Here is a 15,085-nt window from a genome sequence, read left to right on the forward strand (position 1 = left end):
TCGCAAGCTGAAATACTAATCTTACCTTTAGGTTAACGATATGGCAAAATTTGAACTGAAATTACCCAAAATGGGGGAAAGCGTTGCGGAAGCGACAATTACCAATTGGTTAAAGAACGTGGGCGACCACATTGCGGCCGATGAGGCAGTTTTGGAAATTGCAACCGATAAAGTAGACTCTGAAGTGCCGTCTGAAGTATCGGGTACGCTTACAGAAATACTGTTCCAGGTAAACGACGTGGTACAGGTAGGCCAGACTATTGCTTATATTGAAACTGAGGGCGGCGTAGTGGTAGATGCCCCAAAAGAAGAAACTACCGCGGCCAATGTTGAGGTTATCGAAAAATCGGTAACGGCAGCTAAGGAAACCGTGACGGCCCCGGCAGATTTTTCAGGCTCGGACAAGTTCTTTTCGCCATTAGTTAAGAACATTGCCAAAGAAGAAGGCATCTCGGTAGCCGAGTTGGAGTCGATCAACGGCACCGGAAAAGAAGGAAGGGTAACTAAGAATGATATCCTTGACTATGTAAAATCCAAATCACAAGCACCAAATATCAAACCTCAGGAAACTGTACAGCAACCGGCAGTAATCCAGCAACCGGCAACTAGCAACCAGCAACCAAAAGCAGCCCCTGTATCAGTTAACGGAGGCGATGAGATTGTGGAAATGGATCGTATGCGCAAGCTGATTTCCGGCTACATGGTACAGTCGGTACAGACATCGGCGCACGTGCAGTCGTTCATCGAGGTAGATGTGACCAACATCGTTAAGTGGAGGGATAAGGTGAAGAATGCATTTGAAAAGAGGGAGGGCGAGAAGCTGACCTTCACCCCGATATTCATGGAAGCCGTAGCCAAAGCCCTGAAGGACTTCCCGGGAATGAACATATCGGTAGATGGCGAATACATCATCAAAAAGAAAAATATCAACCTGGGCATGGCGGCAGCGCTACCAAACGGTAACCTTATAGTTCCCGTTATCAAGAACGCTGACCAGCTCAACCTTGTAGGCATGGCAAAGGCGGTAAACGACCTTGGCAACCGTGCCAAAGCCGGCAAGCTGAAGCCTGACGATACGCAGGGCGGAACCTATACAGTTACCAACGTAGGTACGTTTGGCAGCGTGTTCGGTACACCGATCATCAACCAGCCGCAGGTGGGTATCCTTGCCCTTGGCGCGATACGCAAAGTGCCGGCAGTGATCGAAACCCCGGAAGGCGACTTTATCGGCATCCGCCAGAAGATGTTCCTTTCGCACAGCTATGACCACAGGGTGGTAGATGGTGCGCTGGGAGGCTCATTCGTTAAGCGCGTAGCCGAGTACCTTGAAGCATTTGACGTGAACAGGGATTATTAAATTTTTGGAAATACTATAAGGAAGCCTCGCAATTGCGGGGCTTTTTTCTTACCTTGGAGTAAAGTATTCAATAAGCGATAATGAAAAACATCTATATAATCCTGCTTGTTTTTTTAGTAGCGTCATGCTCAACAAAACAAGAAATTGTCGATAATAACCCGGCAAGGTCTGTGTTGGATTATCCCCGCTTTGAAAAAAGTGACATTGATGGAAATTTCACAGATAGTAGATATTCATTATCTCAAGTAAATGTTGGCCAAGAATATCTTCTTAAGCATCATGGGAGGGTTTTTTTTAATGGTAATAGAGCTGATCATTATTATTTGCACGAAATATTCAACGAAAGGTTTTTATTTATTACCGTAAATAAAAAACCTAACATTTGGTCGTCTGTATCTTTAATTCCAAGGGATTCCGTTTTTATGTATGATATGGGGTCACGAGAGCTATTTCATTTTAATGCTAATGCCTTTCGAATATCCTCTGTAAAATTTAAGCATCCTTTAAGAAAGACCAAAACAATTATTGAACAACAGAGGAATGGTTATACTGTTGGTGCGATTATTGACAGCATTGATATCATTAATAAGGAATTGCATCTCCTTTTAGAAGATAATAAGAGCAAGGCAGTGCTGAAGTTAGAACCTGTATCCTTATTGTAGATAGTTAATACAACTCCGCCAGATAATATATCTGTTTATTTGTGTAATTATGTTCGTCCCTTCCTTTGGTAGCTGAGCAGGTATAGCTTATGGAACCGTTATCCTCATGGTTTATTTTCCAGACGAAAAGCGGTACACGCAATCCAAACCTTCCTGCCTCATATACCTCGTCATTTATGCTGAACTTTTTCATTATAAGATGTTTAGTTGTAAAGGTACGTATTAATAAACGGAGCAGGCTATAAAACAGGATTAATAATTTTTTTATGCACAGAAAAAAAAATTAACAATCCCTGTAACATTTGTTTGATTCCTACGTCTACTATACCGGATGTAAAATCCGAAAGTATAATCATCAATCAAATCAATCATCAAATGAAAAGGACCATTAAAATGGGAGCGGTAGCTTTTGCCGCGGGCTTAATGCTAACGTCGTGCTACACTTACACTACTGTGGTAGGTAAAGGCGCACAGGGAAATCAGGAAGTTAAAAAGTGGAACCACTACGTGGTATTCGGCCTTGCACCGGTAGACGTTTCGGATGCCAGGGAAATGGCAGAGGGTGCTCAGGACTACACGGTGACTACCAAGCACAGTTTCATTACAGGGTTGGTTTCGGGGCTTACGTTTGGACTTTATACGCCAACTACAACCACGGTAACCAAGTAAGTAAAACAGCTGCTACCTGAGATTTTTCGACTCTACTTTGTTTCGCTCAAAATGACAGGTAGCCGCTAAATCTTTCAATTTCATGAAAAAATCAGTTTTTTATATTTCAATAATATTGTCGGTTGTGTTCCTGGTAAACATCATCGACATCGTGATCAACGATGCAGAACGCCTTACCCAATATGGCTGGGGCTATCTTAGCGGGCAGATTGTATTGTTCGGTATCTTCGTTTCCCTAACCTTCTTTATGCTCGGAAGGGCTTACGGCAGTAAGGAAAGCTAACAAATGTATGTAAATATCAAACCAGCCTTTTAGGTTGGTTTTTTGTTTTTAAAATATAAGATTTATTTCTTTTAATATAAGAATAAAATAGTATATTGCGGTCGAATTAGTAAAGCGATTTATTATGAAGACATTAGAGTTTATTTACCAGGAAACAGAAATCCATTTCCTCATCAATAACAGCGAGGATGTTACCGTCAATGCCACTGAAATGGCAGATATATTCGGGAAAGACCCGGAGGAATTCCTTTCGGATGTCCATACGCTTGATTTTATCAGGGCACTAGAATCCAAGCTGGGGGCAGCAAGCTTCAGGCGTGAGGTAGGAAGGGATGTTGTCGAGGTTTGGATGAACCGCAAGCTGGCCATAAAGTTTGCCTCATGGCTGGATCCGGAATTTGAGCTTTGGATTTATGACACTATTGAGACCCTCCGCTTTTCACATTACGATAATCATCTCAAGGCGCTCAATGCCCAGCAGGCTGAAAAACTCCGATTCAATAACCTGTGCAGGAAAGCAGTGTCCGACCAAAACGAGCTGGCTATCCAGATCATCGAAAGCTACAGAAGGCTCAAGAAGCTTACCAATGAGAAAAGGAGCGCCATTGTCAGCCAGGAGCGGGAAATCAAGAACCTGTTCGATATGTTTGATGAGAATTAAAGTAATTGCTTTTTGAGGGTGGCAGTTACCTCGTCAAGAAAATCGGCCTGCCTTTCGTTGATGAGGGTTTTCGCTTCTTCCATGGAAAACCATCCGGCTTTGTCTACTTCGGGATAAGTGGCTTTTCGACCTGATTTTGGCGGCCACTCCATTTCGAACGTGTTGCAGGTAAAAGTATTTTCATCCAGGTCGCCCTCCGCTGCCCAGCACATCACTTTCTTTCCGCCTTTTTGGGTAATGGTCTGCAATGCAGTAAACGGAGGCTGAGGTATATATCCTGTTTCCTCTTCAAATTCACGGATTGCGGCATCTAAAGGGCTTTCACCATCGTTGAGCTCTCCTTTAGGGATTGTCCACCAGCCCTCGTGTTTTTTAGCGAAGAAAGGCCCGCCGGGATGTACAAGGAAAAAGCCGATTTCATTTCCTTTCCTGCGGTAGAGTAGTATGCCTGCGCTTTGTTTCATGAATGGAATGTTGTAATTTTACTAAAATGAATTACCATGGAAGATAGGGCTGTTATTACGATACCCGCCACGCTGACAGATAAAATACTGGAAGCAATTTCAATTGTGTTGTTGGCATTGCTTTGGGTTATGGTTATTGTCGGCTACATGAACCTGCCGGAGATCATCCCTGTTCATTTTAACGGCGCTGGCGATCCGGACAGCTACGGCGATAGGAATACGCTTTTCCTGCTCCCTGTTATTGGTTCCTTCATATATTTTATCCTTACGCTGCTCAATGGGAAACCTCACACATTTAATTATCCTGTGGCTATAACGCCTGAGAATGCCGAAAATCAGTATCGTATTGCTGTTCGTATGATGCGTGCCATTAAAGTAAGCGTGCTGCTTGTTTTTTGTGCTATCGAATATGGCAGCTACCGGGTTGCTATGGGTAGTCAGGATGGACTTGGCAGTTGGTTCATAGTATTTGTTTTTGCAATTATTTTTATGCCCATGATTTATTTCATATACAAGGCGTTCAGGAATAGGTAATTACTTCGGTACAATATACTTATTATTCGAATCGCGGAAATAACTGTCGGCAGCTTTGCCAAATCGTTCAATGGTAAAATAATTGAATGTCCCTCCTACCACGGCCCCCACGCCAAAAGGCACCAGCCTTCCCAATGCCGCCCCGCCGCGTTTGGAACCGTATTTAGTTACCAGTTTGCGCCCGATTTTTTGATTCATCCTGTTGCGTATCCGGTCAGTGATGTGTTTGTCAAAATGCTTTACGCCAATTTTTTCGCCCCTGGCCACCATTGCTTTTTCGAGAAGTACTACACCTGCCCAAATACCAAGCACTAAGGTAAACTCGTCTTCAAAATCCTGTTCGGTATCCTTGCCGTAGATTAATCCTGTACCATAGCATAGCGCGGCCATCCACCGCAGCATAAGGATGAGGTCGGCCGAAACAGCACCTGCTTCCATGGCAATCTGTGCGGCTGTACCCAGTCCGGGGAAAACACCGGGCAGTGCCGTGGCGATACCTACCGAGGTGTATTTTTTCCGTATATTTTTAATATATAGGCGCGACAGTTCCTCCGCAGGCTTGCCGGGATTTTTTTGCCTAATCATGGCAATATCCTTTCGGATATCCGCAAATGCCGGCATTACCTTGAAGATGATCTGGTGGATGTCCATGGCCTTATTTTTACCTAAAGGTATTCATAAACAGGTAAGGGGATTGCCAAAGAGCTATTAAAATTACTCTTTAGGGCTGTTGTTGCGGATGTCCGGGTATTTATTGAGGTATTTTTCCAATAACTTTCCCTGCTTGAAACTCAGCTTCCAAAGGATTTTATTGGTTATTGAATGATTCCAAAGTTCCACATAAAAATTGTGCACCGCGTAGAGTAGCTTTTTCACTTCACCTTCCATACATGCATCGATGAGAACGCCCTCATCCCACAAGATACGGTATTGTTCCTCTTCACTCAGTTGCTTATACTCATTCAGTTTCATATCGATAAATTTACGATTCCCCCGCCAATTTGCCAAGCCGCTTATGTGCTTTCTGTACAAAACGGTTTCGGAACAGTATGTAGTATGCGGTTATAGCCCTTGTAAAAGTATAAATTTATAAACCTTTAAAAATTAAGTAATTATTAGCAATCGTTTGGCAAAATTTAAGATTGTAAAAACGGAACTTGCACTCGTAATCAAAAAGGAAAATGCCATGAGACTATTGCTTTTACTCCCCATCCTTGCCCTCATGTCTGTATCGGGCTTCAATCTTTCTGCCGGAAACAATAGCTTTGCGGTAGTGGTACTGCACCTGCTTGTAATGGCGATGTGCATCATATTCATTGCCATGATCGTGAAATCGATGTTTACAGTAAAGTATGTCGAAATGCCGGAAAAAGAAACCAGGAAAGCTTACGAAGGAATGGATTTACAGCACTCGTAGGCTTACATTATATATAACCAAAAAAAGCTCCCCCGCTGAAGGCGGGGGAGCTTTTTGTCTATTATCTCACATCTATTATCTCAATGACTACTTCGCAATATTCACCGCCCTGGTCTCCCTGATTACGGTAATTTTTACCTGGCCGGGGTAAGTCATTTCGGTTTGTATCTTGTGTGATATTTCGAATGAAAGGTTGGCGGCCATTTCATCGCTTACCTTTTCGCTTTCAACGATTACGCGAAGCTCACGGCCTGCCTGGATGGCATAGGCGCTCTTAACGCCCTGGAAGCCATAAGCGATGTCCTCAAGGTCTTTAAGGCGCTGTATGTACGAGTCAAGTACCTGCCTCCTTGCGCCCGGCCTTGCGCCCGATATGGCGTCACACACCTGTATGATAGGGGAAAGCATTGACTTCATTTCAATTTCGTCGTGGTGGGCACCAATGGCGTTGCATACTTCTTCTTTTTCACCATATTTCTCGGCCCATTGCATACCTAACAAAGCATGTGGAAGGTCGCTCTCCGCATCCGGCACCTTACCGATGTCGTGCAGTAGTCCCGCACGCTTCGCAAGTTTCACGTTAAGCCCAAGCTCGGCAGCCATCAGGCCACACAGTTTGGCCACCTCACGCGAGTGCTGCAGCAGGTTTTGTCCATAAGAGGAACGGTATTTCATCCTTCCTACGATCTTGATGAGTTCCGGGTGGAGCCCGTGGATGCCAAGGTCAATTACGGTACGCTTACCTACCTCGATGATCTCTTCCTCTATTTGTTTTGTGGTTTTGGCAACAACCTCCTCAATACGTGCCGGGTGGATCCTTCCGTCGGTTACAAGCTTATGCAGCGACAGGCGCGCTACCTCCCTGCGTACAGGGTCAAAGCAAGAAAGTATGATGGCTTCAGGGGTATCGTCTACGATGATCTCAACGCCGGTAGCGGCTTCAAGTGCACGGATGTTACGACCTTCACGGCCAATAATACGTCCTTTCACGTCATCCGACTCAATGTTGAATACCGATACACAGTTCTCCACCGCTTCTTCGGTACCTACACGCTGAATGGTATTGATGATGATCTTTTTGGCTTCCTGCTGTGCAGTAAGCTTTGCTTCCTCGATGGTTTCCTGTATGTGCGACATCGCACTGGTCTTGGCTTCGGCCTTCAGGCTTTCCACAAGCTGGTTTTTAGCATCTTCAGCCGAAAGTCCCGAGATTACCTCAAGCTGGGTTACCTGGCTCTTATGCAGCCTGTCGATTTCCTGTTGTTTCTTGTCGAGGAACTCAATGCGGGTATTGTAGTCTGCAATTTTAGCTTCGGCATCGTCAGCAGCTTTCTTTGCCCTTGCCAGTTCGCCTGATACCTGTGATTCTTTATCGCGGGTACGTTTTTCGGCTTCTGCAATCTTTTTGTCCTTGCCCAATATCACCTGCTCGTGTTCTGCCTTTAGCTCAAGGAACTTTTCCTTGGCCTGCAGGAGCTTGTCTTTTTTCATGTTATCCGCCTGTACGTTGGCGTCTTTAAGTATTCCGGCAGCCTCTTTTTTGGCATTGCGTATCAGGTTCGAGACATTTTTCTTCTCGAGGAACTTCGCGATCCCGAAGCCGGCCGCGACCCCAATTATGGCCCCGATGATTATCATTAGTGTACTATCCATGGTTTAGTTTGGTTTAATTTTAAAAAATAAAAAAGCCTACATCAGTGGGGTATTGTATAAACTCGAAAAGACAAGTTTTGAGCTAACCCGCTGTTCAAGGATCTGCTCAGGGCAGCATGCTATAGTAGCGGCGATTCGCCCATTTTAAAGAATTGGCGTTGAGTTTATCAAATAAGTTACTAATGTAGGCAGTATTATTGACGTATGTAAAGAACGTAATTTGCTTATTTAGAGAGAATACCGTCAAGTTTTTCATCCATTTCCTTCAGGCGTGCAAAAGCATCATCCAAGTCGGCCGACTTATCTAACTGCTTCTGTTCCACCTGCGCTGCAAATTGTAAGGCACACATGGCCAAAACATCCTGCTTGTCGCGTACCGCATAGTTCTCCTCGAACTGCTTTATCATTGCATCAATCTTTTTGGAAGCACTCCTCAGGCCCTCTTCCTGCACCGGGTTTACCGTGAGCGGGTATACCCTGTCGGCGATCGATATTTTGATTTTCAGCTTGTCGTCCATTCTTAATCAGAAAGTTGCGCTATGCAATAATCAATTTCGCGGATCAATGAATTTATCTTGAGTTTCGTTTCTCTTTTATTGTCGTCACTGCCCAGCAATGAATTTGCCATCCTCAGGGATTCGTTCTGCTGTTTCAGAAGCGCTATCTCCTCATTTTGTTTCTTTGCGACTGCTTCCGAATGCGCCTTTCCGTTTTGCAGCTCCCTGTTTTCCTGTTGCAGCCTGTCCAGTTTAAGGGCCAGCTTCTCCAGTTTACTTTCAAGGGAATCAACAATTTGGGCTAATCCGCTCATTACAGTCACTTTTCATTGCTTGATTTTACAAAGTTAATATTCCTTTAATTAGAAACAACTGTTTGGCGAAAAAATTGATTTAAAAATAATTTTCCTAAAATATTTTGCATCCGGAAGCAGTTAATGATTATATAGCGTTTGGGCTTGAAAGTGGCTTTTGCCTAAGCTCAAACGCTGGGAGCATTTTATAAGAATAACCTAATTACCGTTGCCGTTTTATCCGTTTTTCCTATTTTAGTCCCATGAGATCATTTTTCTTACTATTACTATTCAGTGCCGCTGCCGTTGCACAGCAAAGCACTTATCCGCAAGATTATTTCATTTCGCCGATGAACCTCCCGCTGCACGCTTCGGGGACTTTCGGTGAGCTGCGTACCAACCATTTCCATGCAGGGCTGGATTACCGTACCAACCAAAAGGAAGGCCTGCCTGTATATGCCGCTGCCGATGGTTATGTGTCCCGTGTACGTGTGTCAGCCTACGGCTATGGCACTGCCCTGTACATCGACCATCCGAATGGCTTCACTACGCTATACGGCCATTTACAGAAATACGCGCCTAAAATAGAGGAGTACGTCCGTGCAAAACAATATGAAAAGCAGTCGTTTGATGTCGACTTATTTTTGAAACCGGGCGAATTGACGGTAACCCAGGGCGAGCTTGTGGCCCTTTCCGGCAATTCCGGCGGGTCGGGCGGGCCGCACCTGCATTTCGAATACCGCGATACAAAGACTGAAATGATCATCAACCCGCTGCTTTTCGGGCTTGATAAAAAAATGAAGGATACCAAGGCGCCGGCGATACAGGGCCTCGTGGCGCACCCGCTAAGCGACGATGCCGTGGTGAACGAATCCAAAAAGCCATTCATCGTCAACCTGAAGCTCCAGAAGGATGGCACCTACATTGCCGATAAAATTTACGCCAAGGGAAACGTAGGCTTTTCCATAGCCGCATCCGATAAATCTACCGGGAGTACCGGCCATAACGGCATTTTTAAGGTGCAGACGTTCTTCAACGGTTCGCCATACTTTAGCTATGCCTTCAATACCTTCGCGTTTGACGAATCGCGCTACATCAATAATTTCATCGATTATCCGCGTTACTATTCCACCGGCCAGCGCTACCAGAAACTGTTCATCAAGACACCGTATGCCCTGTCGCTTTTAAAGAGTACCCCGTCCAATGGGCAGTTCAGCATTGTGCCCGATACGATAAAGAACTACCGCATTGAGGTGGCCGACTATCATGGCAACAAAACAATAGTGAACGGCAGCATTGAGTATTCTGATAAGCCGGCACAGGTAGCCGACCCCAGGCATATTACGCCTTATTTTGTAAAAGCGGGCAACGACCATAATTATACAAAGGACAATGTGTCGGTATTCATACCTGCCAATGCGTTTTACGAAGATTTTTACATGGATTTCAACGTGCGCGATTCCATCCTGTACCTGCACAATGCCACAGTGCCCATACATACCAATGTGGAAATCACTTTTGATGCGGGTCATTTACCCAAGGATGTGTTGCAGAAGACCTTCATCGCAGGCTTTAATGAAAAGAAAATATCCTATAATAACAGTATCCTGAAGGAGGGCAGGCTTACCGCCAAAGTCAGGCAGCTGGGTAATTTTAAGCTGGCGCAGGATAACAACGCTCCTAAAATTTACGATATTAGCTTTGCAGAGGGTAAGTGGCTGAGTGACAAGGACGGTTTTTGGTGCAAGATAAGTGATGACCTGTCGGGGATTGCTACTTTTGATGCTTTCATCAACGGAAAGTGGGCGCTCATGCACTACGATTACAAAACGCGCGTTATCTACCATAACTTCAGTGACGGCATTGTGGCCGAGGGGCGAAATGATTTGAGGATCGTTGTCACTGATAATGTGGGAAATTCCACTACCTTTGAAACGCATTTTTTCAGAACACAAAATACAGCTCCTGTTGAAAAAGATAAATAAGCTACTTACGCTACTGATCATACTGCTGGGTACCGTTGCCTTCGCCCAAAATAAGCCTGTAATTTTTGGGGTTATCATAGATGAGAACAATAAGCCCGTAGAGGGCGTAAATGTATATTACGCCGACATTGAGGGTACTAAAAGGACTGTTACCAATAAGACCGGTTTTTACAAGCTGGAACTTCCGGTAGACAGGGAAGTAATTGTTTGGTTTGAACACATCAGTTTTGCGTTATCATCTATAGAAGGAGTTAAATTGACGTGGAATGACACCTTTCAGTTCAATCCTGTGATGGTTACCGGTATTACCGAAATTAGGGGTGTTGTTATTGATGTCGATAAAAACGGCAGGGGAAAAGTGGAAGGCTTGACCAATGTTCCTCCGGAAGTAATCATAAAAATGGTTGGCCCTAATGCGGGAGTAGAGAATATAATCAAAACCATGGGACTTGGCGTTTCATTTAATAACGAGCTGAGTACACAATACAACGTCCGCGGGGGCAATTACGATGAAAACCTGGTATATGTGAACGATGTGGAGATCTACCGCCCGTTCCTTATCCGTTCCGGGCAGCAGGAAGGATTGAGCTTTACCAACAGCAACATGGTGGAGAGCGTTGACTTTTCTTCCGGCGGATTCCAGTCGCGCTTTGGCGACAAGCTTTCTTCGGTGCTGGATATAAAATACCGCAGGCCCACAAGGTATGCCGCCGCTCTTGAGGCGAGTTTCCTCGGCGGGAGCCTTACCCTTGAGGGATTGTCTAAAGATGAAAAATGGTCGGCCATCGTTGGCGCGCGCTACCGCGACAACAGCCTTTTGGTGAACAGCCAGGAAACGGAAACCAACTTTAAGCCTACTTTTGCCGATGTGCAGACGATCGTGAACTTCAGGCCGAATGCCAAATGGGATTTCAGCTTTATTGGCAACATTTCGCAGAACAAATACCACTACCAGCCGCTGTACCGCCAGACGAACTTCGGAACCGTTGACGATCCCATTGCCCTGCAGATATTCTACGACGGACAGGAAAAGGATGAGTATAAAACGTATTTCGGCGCGTTGACATCAGAATATAAAGTAAGTGACAATTTTAAGCTGAAGCTCATCGGTTCGGCCTACCATACTCAGGAGCAGGAATATTTCGATATCCTGGCGGCTTATGCACTGGGTAATGTAGATACCAACATCGGGTCCGATACCTATGGCGCCTGTGTGGATTGTGTTACCGTAGGCGAGCAGCTCAACCACGCCCGCAATGACCTTGATGCGCTTATCGTGAATGCCGAACTGAAAGGCTACCACACCATCAAAAAGCATTTTGTGGAGTGGGGTGCAAAATACACTCGCGAGGACATTCGTGACCGCATAGTGGAGTGGGAGGTAATCGACTCAGCCGGATTCTCCATCAGGCCGCCGGTTGCTGACTTTGTGCCAAACGACCAGCCGTATAGTCCCTACACCGGGCCACTGGTGCCGTACCAAAATACCAGGGCAACCAATTTTGCCCAAATCAACCGCCTTTCGGGCTATGCACAGTGGAGCTATAAAGATTCAATCGGCAATTCGATCATATACATGAATGCGGGGGGCAGGGTGCACCAATGGCAGGTAACCGGCGACAACATCGACGGCAAGAGCCAGATAGTAATAAGCCCAAGGGCACAGTTTGCCATCAAGCCCAACTCTAAACGCGACATGTTGTTCCGCCTGTCGGGTGGGTTTTACTACCAGCCGCCATTTTACCGTGAACTCCGGGATTCCCTTGGAATGGTTCGCCCTAACGTAAAGGCACAGCGTTCGATACACGTAGTGCTGGCCAACGATTACAGCTTTAAGCTAAATGTAGGCGATACGCTGCGCCCGTTCAGGCTGGTGACTGAAGTGTACTATAAGGACCTTAACGATGTGAATACTTATACCCTCGAAAACGTACGCATACGCTACCGCGCAGATAATAATGCCGTGGCTTATGCCTATGGCCTCGATATGCGCCTTAACGGGGAATTTGTGCCGGGAACCGAATCGTGGATAACAGTGGGCTATATGCGTACTGAGGAAAATATCAATAACAAGGGATATATTGCACGGCCAACTGACCAGAGGCTGAAATTTGGCCTTTTGTTCACCGACTATGTGCCGAACATCCCAAGCCTGAAGATGTACCTGAACCTGGTGTATAATACTGGCCTCCCGGGCGGTTCGCCATCATACGCCGATCCGTATGTATACCAAACACGCCTTAACGATTACCGCCGTGCGGACGCAGGCTTCTCCTACGTGTTGCAGGATGTTACGGATAAAAGGCTAAAATCGGACAAGTCATGGCTTAAGCCGTTTAAGGAACTGACAATGGGCCTGGAGATCTTCAACCTCTTCAACAACCAGAATGCCATAACCAATACCTGGGTGCGCGATGTATACAGCAAAAACCAGTACGGCATTCCTAACTACCTTACCAGCCGTGTATTCAGTTTGAAATTATCTGCAAGGATTTGATACCGTAATTGCTGTTGTATAAATTGTAGAGACGTTGCACTGCAACGTCTCATTCGTTCAGGTTAAATTTTTGGCGTTGAAGTGCAGTGTTTCTGCGTTTGCTAAATTATATGGTAGACGTTGCAGTGCAACGTCTCTACAAACGAGCGCAGTCAAAACAACGTTTCGTGTTCATCTGATTCCAAATTCATCACTAAGCACAATACATTAAAACATTTTGCTTATTTTTGGTATATCTCTAAAGACCTCAAATGAAAAAAGCTGCCATTATAGCCATAGCGCTTGCATCGGTATTGTTTGTAAGCTGTAAGGAAGAAAAGGAAAAGCCCAAGGTAATCTACGAAGAAAAGGCCGAAGGCACTGCTTCAAAAAAAGTGGACTCTACCCAAATCAAGGTGGCTGATCTTCCTGTACACATGGAGGGTACGCAATACCTGATACATCCGGTAGGCGACATCAGGATCTATGATGACAGCAACCGCAGCTATGGGACAAGCCGTACCAATAACCAGGTGAGCTATGCCATATCCAACTACAACCGCTTTGAGATTACGGGCTACTTTGAGAATTTGAAATTCCAGCATATAGACTCAACGTCCATGGTATCGCTAACCGATAAGAAAGTACAGATACAAACGGCTACTTTCCTGAATACGGTTGCCGATAAAACAAAGAGACAGCTGCTCATATACACCCTCGTCGATTCTGATACCAATCAGGACGCCAAGGTAGATGCTAACGATATCAGGTCATTGTATATCAGCGATATCAGTGGGAAAGGTTTTAAAAAACTTTCGCCAGACATGCAGGAACTCGTGGACTGGAGCCTGATTGAGGCTAAAAACCGAATTTACTTCCGTACTATTGAGGATATCAATAAAAATGGCGCTTTTGATAAAAATGACCTTGTACATTATTACTACGCCGACCTGCTTTCCCCGGATTGGGCGGTTACGGCATATGAGCCTGTAAAATAGTTTTAGCCATGCCATATAATGAACAAACCGTACAGCGTATCAGGGAGTTCTTTCTTGATAAAAATCCCGGCTTTATTGAGAAGAAAATGTTTAGCGGCATTTGTTTTATGGTCGATGGGAAAATGTGCTGCGGTACACACGTCGATAAAAAAACGGGTATTGATAGGTTGATGTGCCGGATAGGCGATGCTGTTTATGAGTCTTCATTGGAAAAGAACCATGTGGTGCCAATGGAATTCACCGGGAAGCCCATGAAAGGCTATATCTATGTGGAAGAAGAAGGCTTCAAAACAAAGCAGGGCCTCGAATACTGGCTTCAATTGTGCCTGGATTTTAACCCATTGGCCAAAGCATCCAAAAAATAAAGAGCTCTTTCAGTTAAAATGAAAATATGGGGCTATCAGTTCTACCCGCTTCCTGAGCTGCGACTGAAAACTAAATTAAAATATCGCTCTCAAGATCGGATTTTTCGATGGGGATGTCAAACCCAAGCCGCTGCATCAATTCTACTACAAGCCTTTTGTACCAGTTCTCCGATTTGGGGTGAATGTAAATCTTTTCGATTAAGATATTGATATCCACATCCGTTTTTACGCCTTCGTTGATGAAAAGGTTGTGCTTTGTCAGGTCCGAAACAATGCGTACCTCCAACTCATACTGGAAACTTTTCCGCTTAAAGAGGAATGGGAAGAAGTCGTTATCGAACGGGATGTACTCTTTTTTGTAGTCGATGTAGTTTACTGCCCCGATGTGCTGCTCATAGCGGGTTTCGGGCTTCAGGGCCTCCTGCATGCGCCCAATAGTACTCTGGATTGCAAGGCCTTCGTTGTTTTTGGTGAAAATCTGCCACATGGCAAACGACTCATGCTCGCTGATGTGCCAGCTACTCACCACCACATTCTTACGGTGGTTTTTATAATAGTCAAGGAAGTCCGGCTTGTCTGCCGAAAGGCGCTTCATTTCCTCAAAGGTGGGTTCGCTGAATGTCCCTTCATACTGGTCCTCAAACTTATCCGACCGCGACATGAACAGCTGCTTCCCCAACAACAGGTCCAGGAATTTGGACAGGTCCAGGTACTTCCACACAATGGTGTCAGGATCCGGCAGGGTTATCTGGTCGTTAGGGACATACATTG

19 protein-coding genes and 1 other RNA gene are annotated in these 15,085 nt (G+C 45.2%); 11 read left to right on the plus strand and 9 right to left on the minus strand.

Features of this window, described 5'->3' with window-relative positions:
* The first annotated feature begins 40 nt into the window (after positions 1-40).
* Together OGH69_RS00600 and OGH69_RS00605 are read left to right on the plus strand one after the other, a co-directional pair.
* Entirely contained in the window at positions 41-1,357 is a 1,317-nt protein-coding gene (locus OGH69_RS00600) for a dihydrolipoamide acetyltransferase family protein (protein ID WP_265172489.1), read from the plus strand.
* 80 nt (positions 1,358-1,437) lie between these two features.
* Positions 1,438-2,019 carry a hypothetical protein gene (locus tag OGH69_RS00605; protein ID WP_265172490.1) on the plus strand — a complete coding sequence of 194 codons (582 nt, stop codon included), beginning with the start codon at positions 1,438-1,440 and terminating at the stop codon, positions 2,017-2,019.
* Positions 2,020-2,023: 4 nt separating this feature from the next.
* Here OGH69_RS00605 and OGH69_RS00610 read toward each other — a convergent pair whose 3' ends face one another.
* Complete coding sequence (locus OGH69_RS00610) at positions 2,024-2,212, minus strand: hypothetical protein (protein ID WP_265172491.1); 189 nt, start codon at positions 2,210-2,212, stop codon at positions 2,024-2,026.
* Between the two features lie 182 nt (positions 2,213-2,394).
* On the opposite strand from OGH69_RS00610, the gene OGH69_RS00615 reads away from it, so the two are divergent.
* The 3 genes from OGH69_RS00615 to OGH69_RS00625 all read left to right on the plus strand — a co-directional run bounded on the left by OGH69_RS00615 (position 2,395) and on the right by OGH69_RS00625 (position 3,632).
* Positions 2,395-2,688 carry a Bor family protein gene (locus OGH69_RS00615; RefSeq protein WP_265172492.1) on the plus strand — a complete coding sequence of 98 codons (294 nt, stop codon included), beginning with the start codon at positions 2,395-2,397 and terminating at the stop codon, positions 2,686-2,688.
* Positions 2,689-2,770: 82 nt separating this feature from the next.
* Positions 2,771-2,971: a hypothetical protein gene (locus OGH69_RS00620; protein ID WP_265172493.1), complete on the plus strand. Its 201-nt coding sequence runs from the start codon at positions 2,771-2,773 to the stop codon at positions 2,969-2,971.
* Positions 2,972-3,095: 124 nt separating this feature from the next.
* Positions 3,096-3,632: a KilA-N domain-containing protein gene (locus OGH69_RS00625; RefSeq protein ID WP_265172494.1), complete on the plus strand. Its 537-nt coding sequence runs from the start codon at positions 3,096-3,098 to the stop codon at positions 3,630-3,632.
* Here OGH69_RS00625 and OGH69_RS00630 read toward each other — a convergent pair.
* Positions 3,629-4,096: an NUDIX hydrolase gene (locus OGH69_RS00630; RefSeq protein ID WP_265172495.1), complete on the minus strand. Its 468-nt coding sequence runs from the start codon at positions 4,094-4,096 to the stop codon at positions 3,629-3,631. The genes OGH69_RS00625 and OGH69_RS00630 overlap by 4 nt on opposite strands.
* 36 nt (positions 4,097-4,132) lie before the next feature.
* Between OGH69_RS00630 and OGH69_RS00635 the strand changes: the two genes are divergently transcribed.
* Complete coding sequence (locus tag OGH69_RS00635) at positions 4,133-4,630, plus strand: DUF1648 domain-containing protein (protein WP_265172496.1); 498 nt, start codon at positions 4,133-4,135, stop codon at positions 4,628-4,630.
* Here the strand turns inward: OGH69_RS00635 and OGH69_RS00640 are convergent, their stop codons facing one another.
* Positions 4,631-5,281: an EcsC family protein gene (locus tag OGH69_RS00640; RefSeq protein WP_265172497.1), complete on the minus strand. Its 651-nt coding sequence runs from the start codon at positions 5,279-5,281 to the stop codon at positions 4,631-4,633. It abuts the gene before it with no gap.
* Positions 5,282-5,344: 63 nt separating this feature from the next.
* On the minus strand, positions 5,345-5,602 hold the full coding sequence (locus OGH69_RS00645) for a hypothetical protein (protein ID WP_265172498.1): 258 nt from the start codon (positions 5,600-5,602) through the stop codon (positions 5,345-5,347).
* A 214-nt stretch (positions 5,603-5,816) separates the two neighbouring features.
* Between OGH69_RS00645 and OGH69_RS00650 the strand changes: the two genes are divergently transcribed.
* Positions 5,817-6,047 carry a hypothetical protein gene (locus OGH69_RS00650; RefSeq protein ID WP_265172499.1) on the plus strand — a complete coding sequence of 77 codons (231 nt, stop codon included), beginning with the start codon at positions 5,817-5,819 and terminating at the stop codon, positions 6,045-6,047.
* An 87-nt stretch (positions 6,048-6,134) separates the two neighbouring features.
* On the opposite strand, the gene rny is transcribed toward OGH69_RS00650, so the two are convergent.
* The 4 genes from rny to OGH69_RS00670 form a co-directional block, all read right to left on the minus strand.
* Positions 6,135-7,700, minus strand: a complete 1,566-nt coding sequence (rny, locus tag OGH69_RS00655; RefSeq protein ID WP_265172500.1) for a ribonuclease Y — start codon at positions 7,698-7,700, stop codon at positions 6,135-6,137.
* A gap of 58 nt (positions 7,701-7,758) precedes the next feature.
* Positions 7,759-7,864: non-coding RNA, 6S RNA (ssrS, locus tag OGH69_RS00660), on the minus strand.
* 60 nt (positions 7,865-7,924) lie between these two features.
* On the minus strand, positions 7,925-8,218 hold the full coding sequence (locus tag OGH69_RS00665) for a cell division protein ZapA (RefSeq protein ID WP_265172501.1): 294 nt from the start codon (positions 8,216-8,218) through the stop codon (positions 7,925-7,927).
* A 2-nt stretch (positions 8,219-8,220) separates the two neighbouring features.
* Entirely contained in the window at positions 8,221-8,511 is a 291-nt protein-coding gene (locus tag OGH69_RS00670) for a hypothetical protein (protein ID WP_265172502.1), read from the minus strand.
* Between the two features lie 242 nt (positions 8,512-8,753).
* Here OGH69_RS00670 and OGH69_RS00675 point away from each other — a divergent pair, with 242 nt between their 5' ends.
* From OGH69_RS00675 to OGH69_RS00690, 4 genes are all read left to right on the plus strand, one after another.
* Complete coding sequence (locus OGH69_RS00675) at positions 8,754-10,475, plus strand: M23 family metallopeptidase (protein WP_265172503.1); 1,722 nt, start codon at positions 8,754-8,756, stop codon at positions 10,473-10,475.
* The gene (locus tag OGH69_RS00680) at positions 10,459-12,972 is read left to right on the plus strand and encodes a TonB-dependent receptor (protein WP_265172504.1); all 2,514 of its coding nucleotides are present in this window, start codon (positions 10,459-10,461) and stop codon (positions 12,970-12,972) included. Before OGH69_RS00675 ends, OGH69_RS00680 begins: the two co-directional genes overlap by 17 nt.
* A 251-nt stretch (positions 12,973-13,223) precedes the next feature.
* Positions 13,224-13,949 carry a hypothetical protein gene (locus OGH69_RS00685; RefSeq protein WP_265172505.1) on the plus strand — a complete coding sequence of 242 codons (726 nt, stop codon included), beginning with the start codon at positions 13,224-13,226 and terminating at the stop codon, positions 13,947-13,949.
* 8 nt (positions 13,950-13,957) lie between these two features.
* Positions 13,958-14,314 carry a TfoX/Sxy family protein gene (locus tag OGH69_RS00690; RefSeq protein ID WP_265172506.1) on the plus strand — a complete coding sequence of 119 codons (357 nt, stop codon included), beginning with the start codon at positions 13,958-13,960 and terminating at the stop codon, positions 14,312-14,314.
* A gap of 70 nt (positions 14,315-14,384) precedes the next feature.
* On the opposite strand, the gene OGH69_RS00695 is transcribed toward OGH69_RS00690, so the two are convergent.
* Positions 14,385-15,083, minus strand: coding sequence for a hypothetical protein (locus OGH69_RS00695; protein WP_265172507.1), 699 nt, complete (start codon positions 15,081-15,083; stop codon positions 14,385-14,387).
* Positions 15,084-15,085 lie beyond the last annotated feature (2 nt).

Source organism: Flavobacterium sp. MFBS3-15, from assembly GCF_026107645.2.
Taxonomy (GTDB): Bacteria; Bacteroidota; Bacteroidia; order Flavobacteriales; family Flavobacteriaceae; genus Flavobacterium.

What these genes read in the sequence shown, in the direction of transcription:
- OGH69_RS00630 (WP_265172495.1), bottom strand. Translation starts at nt 4,096, where the DNA reads ATGAAACAAAGCGCAGGCATACTACTCTACCGCAGGAAAGGAAATGAA.
- OGH69_RS00600 (WP_265172489.1), top strand. Translation starts at nt 41, where the DNA reads ATGGCAAAATTTGAACTGAAATTACCCAAAATGGGGGAAAGCGTTGCG.
- OGH69_RS00635 (WP_265172496.1), top strand. Translation starts at nt 4,133, where the DNA reads ATGGAAGATAGGGCTGTTATTACGATACCCGCCACGCTGACAGATAAA.
- OGH69_RS00650 (WP_265172499.1), top strand. Translation starts at nt 5,817, where the DNA reads ATGAGACTATTGCTTTTACTCCCCATCCTTGCCCTCATGTCTGTATCG.
- OGH69_RS00685 (WP_265172505.1), top strand. Translation starts at nt 13,224, where the DNA reads ATGAAAAAAGCTGCCATTATAGCCATAGCGCTTGCATCGGTATTGTTT.
- OGH69_RS00605 (WP_265172490.1), top strand. Translation starts at nt 1,438, where the DNA reads ATGAAAAACATCTATATAATCCTGCTTGTTTTTTTAGTAGCGTCATGC.
- OGH69_RS00675 (WP_265172503.1), top strand. Translation starts at nt 8,754, where the DNA reads ATGAGATCATTTTTCTTACTATTACTATTCAGTGCCGCTGCCGTTGCA.
- OGH69_RS00625 (WP_265172494.1), top strand. Translation starts at nt 3,096, where the DNA reads ATGAAGACATTAGAGTTTATTTACCAGGAAACAGAAATCCATTTCCTC.
- OGH69_RS00690 (WP_265172506.1), top strand. Translation starts at nt 13,958, where the DNA reads ATGCCATATAATGAACAAACCGTACAGCGTATCAGGGAGTTCTTTCTT.
- rny (WP_265172500.1), bottom strand. Translation starts at nt 7,700, where the DNA reads ATGGATAGTACACTAATGATAATCATCGGGGCCATAATTGGGGTCGCG.
- OGH69_RS00645 (WP_265172498.1), bottom strand. Translation starts at nt 5,602, where the DNA reads ATGAAACTGAATGAGTATAAGCAACTGAGTGAAGAGGAACAATACCGT.
- OGH69_RS00640 (WP_265172497.1), bottom strand. Translation starts at nt 5,281, where the DNA reads ATGGACATCCACCAGATCATCTTCAAGGTAATGCCGGCATTTGCGGAT.
- OGH69_RS00610 (WP_265172491.1), bottom strand. Translation starts at nt 2,212, where the DNA reads ATGAAAAAGTTCAGCATAAATGACGAGGTATATGAGGCAGGAAGGTTT.
- OGH69_RS00665 (WP_265172501.1), bottom strand. Translation starts at nt 8,218, where the DNA reads ATGGACGACAAGCTGAAAATCAAAATATCGATCGCCGACAGGGTATAC.
- OGH69_RS00615 (WP_265172492.1), top strand. Translation starts at nt 2,395, where the DNA reads ATGAAAAGGACCATTAAAATGGGAGCGGTAGCTTTTGCCGCGGGCTTA.
- OGH69_RS00695 (WP_265172507.1), bottom strand. Translation starts at nt 15,083, where the DNA reads ATGTATGTCCCTAACGACCAGATAACCCTGCCGGATCCTGACACCATT.
- OGH69_RS00670 (WP_265172502.1), bottom strand. Translation starts at nt 8,511, where the DNA reads ATGAGCGGATTAGCCCAAATTGTTGATTCCCTTGAAAGTAAACTGGAG.
- OGH69_RS00620 (WP_265172493.1), top strand. Translation starts at nt 2,771, where the DNA reads ATGAAAAAATCAGTTTTTTATATTTCAATAATATTGTCGGTTGTGTTC.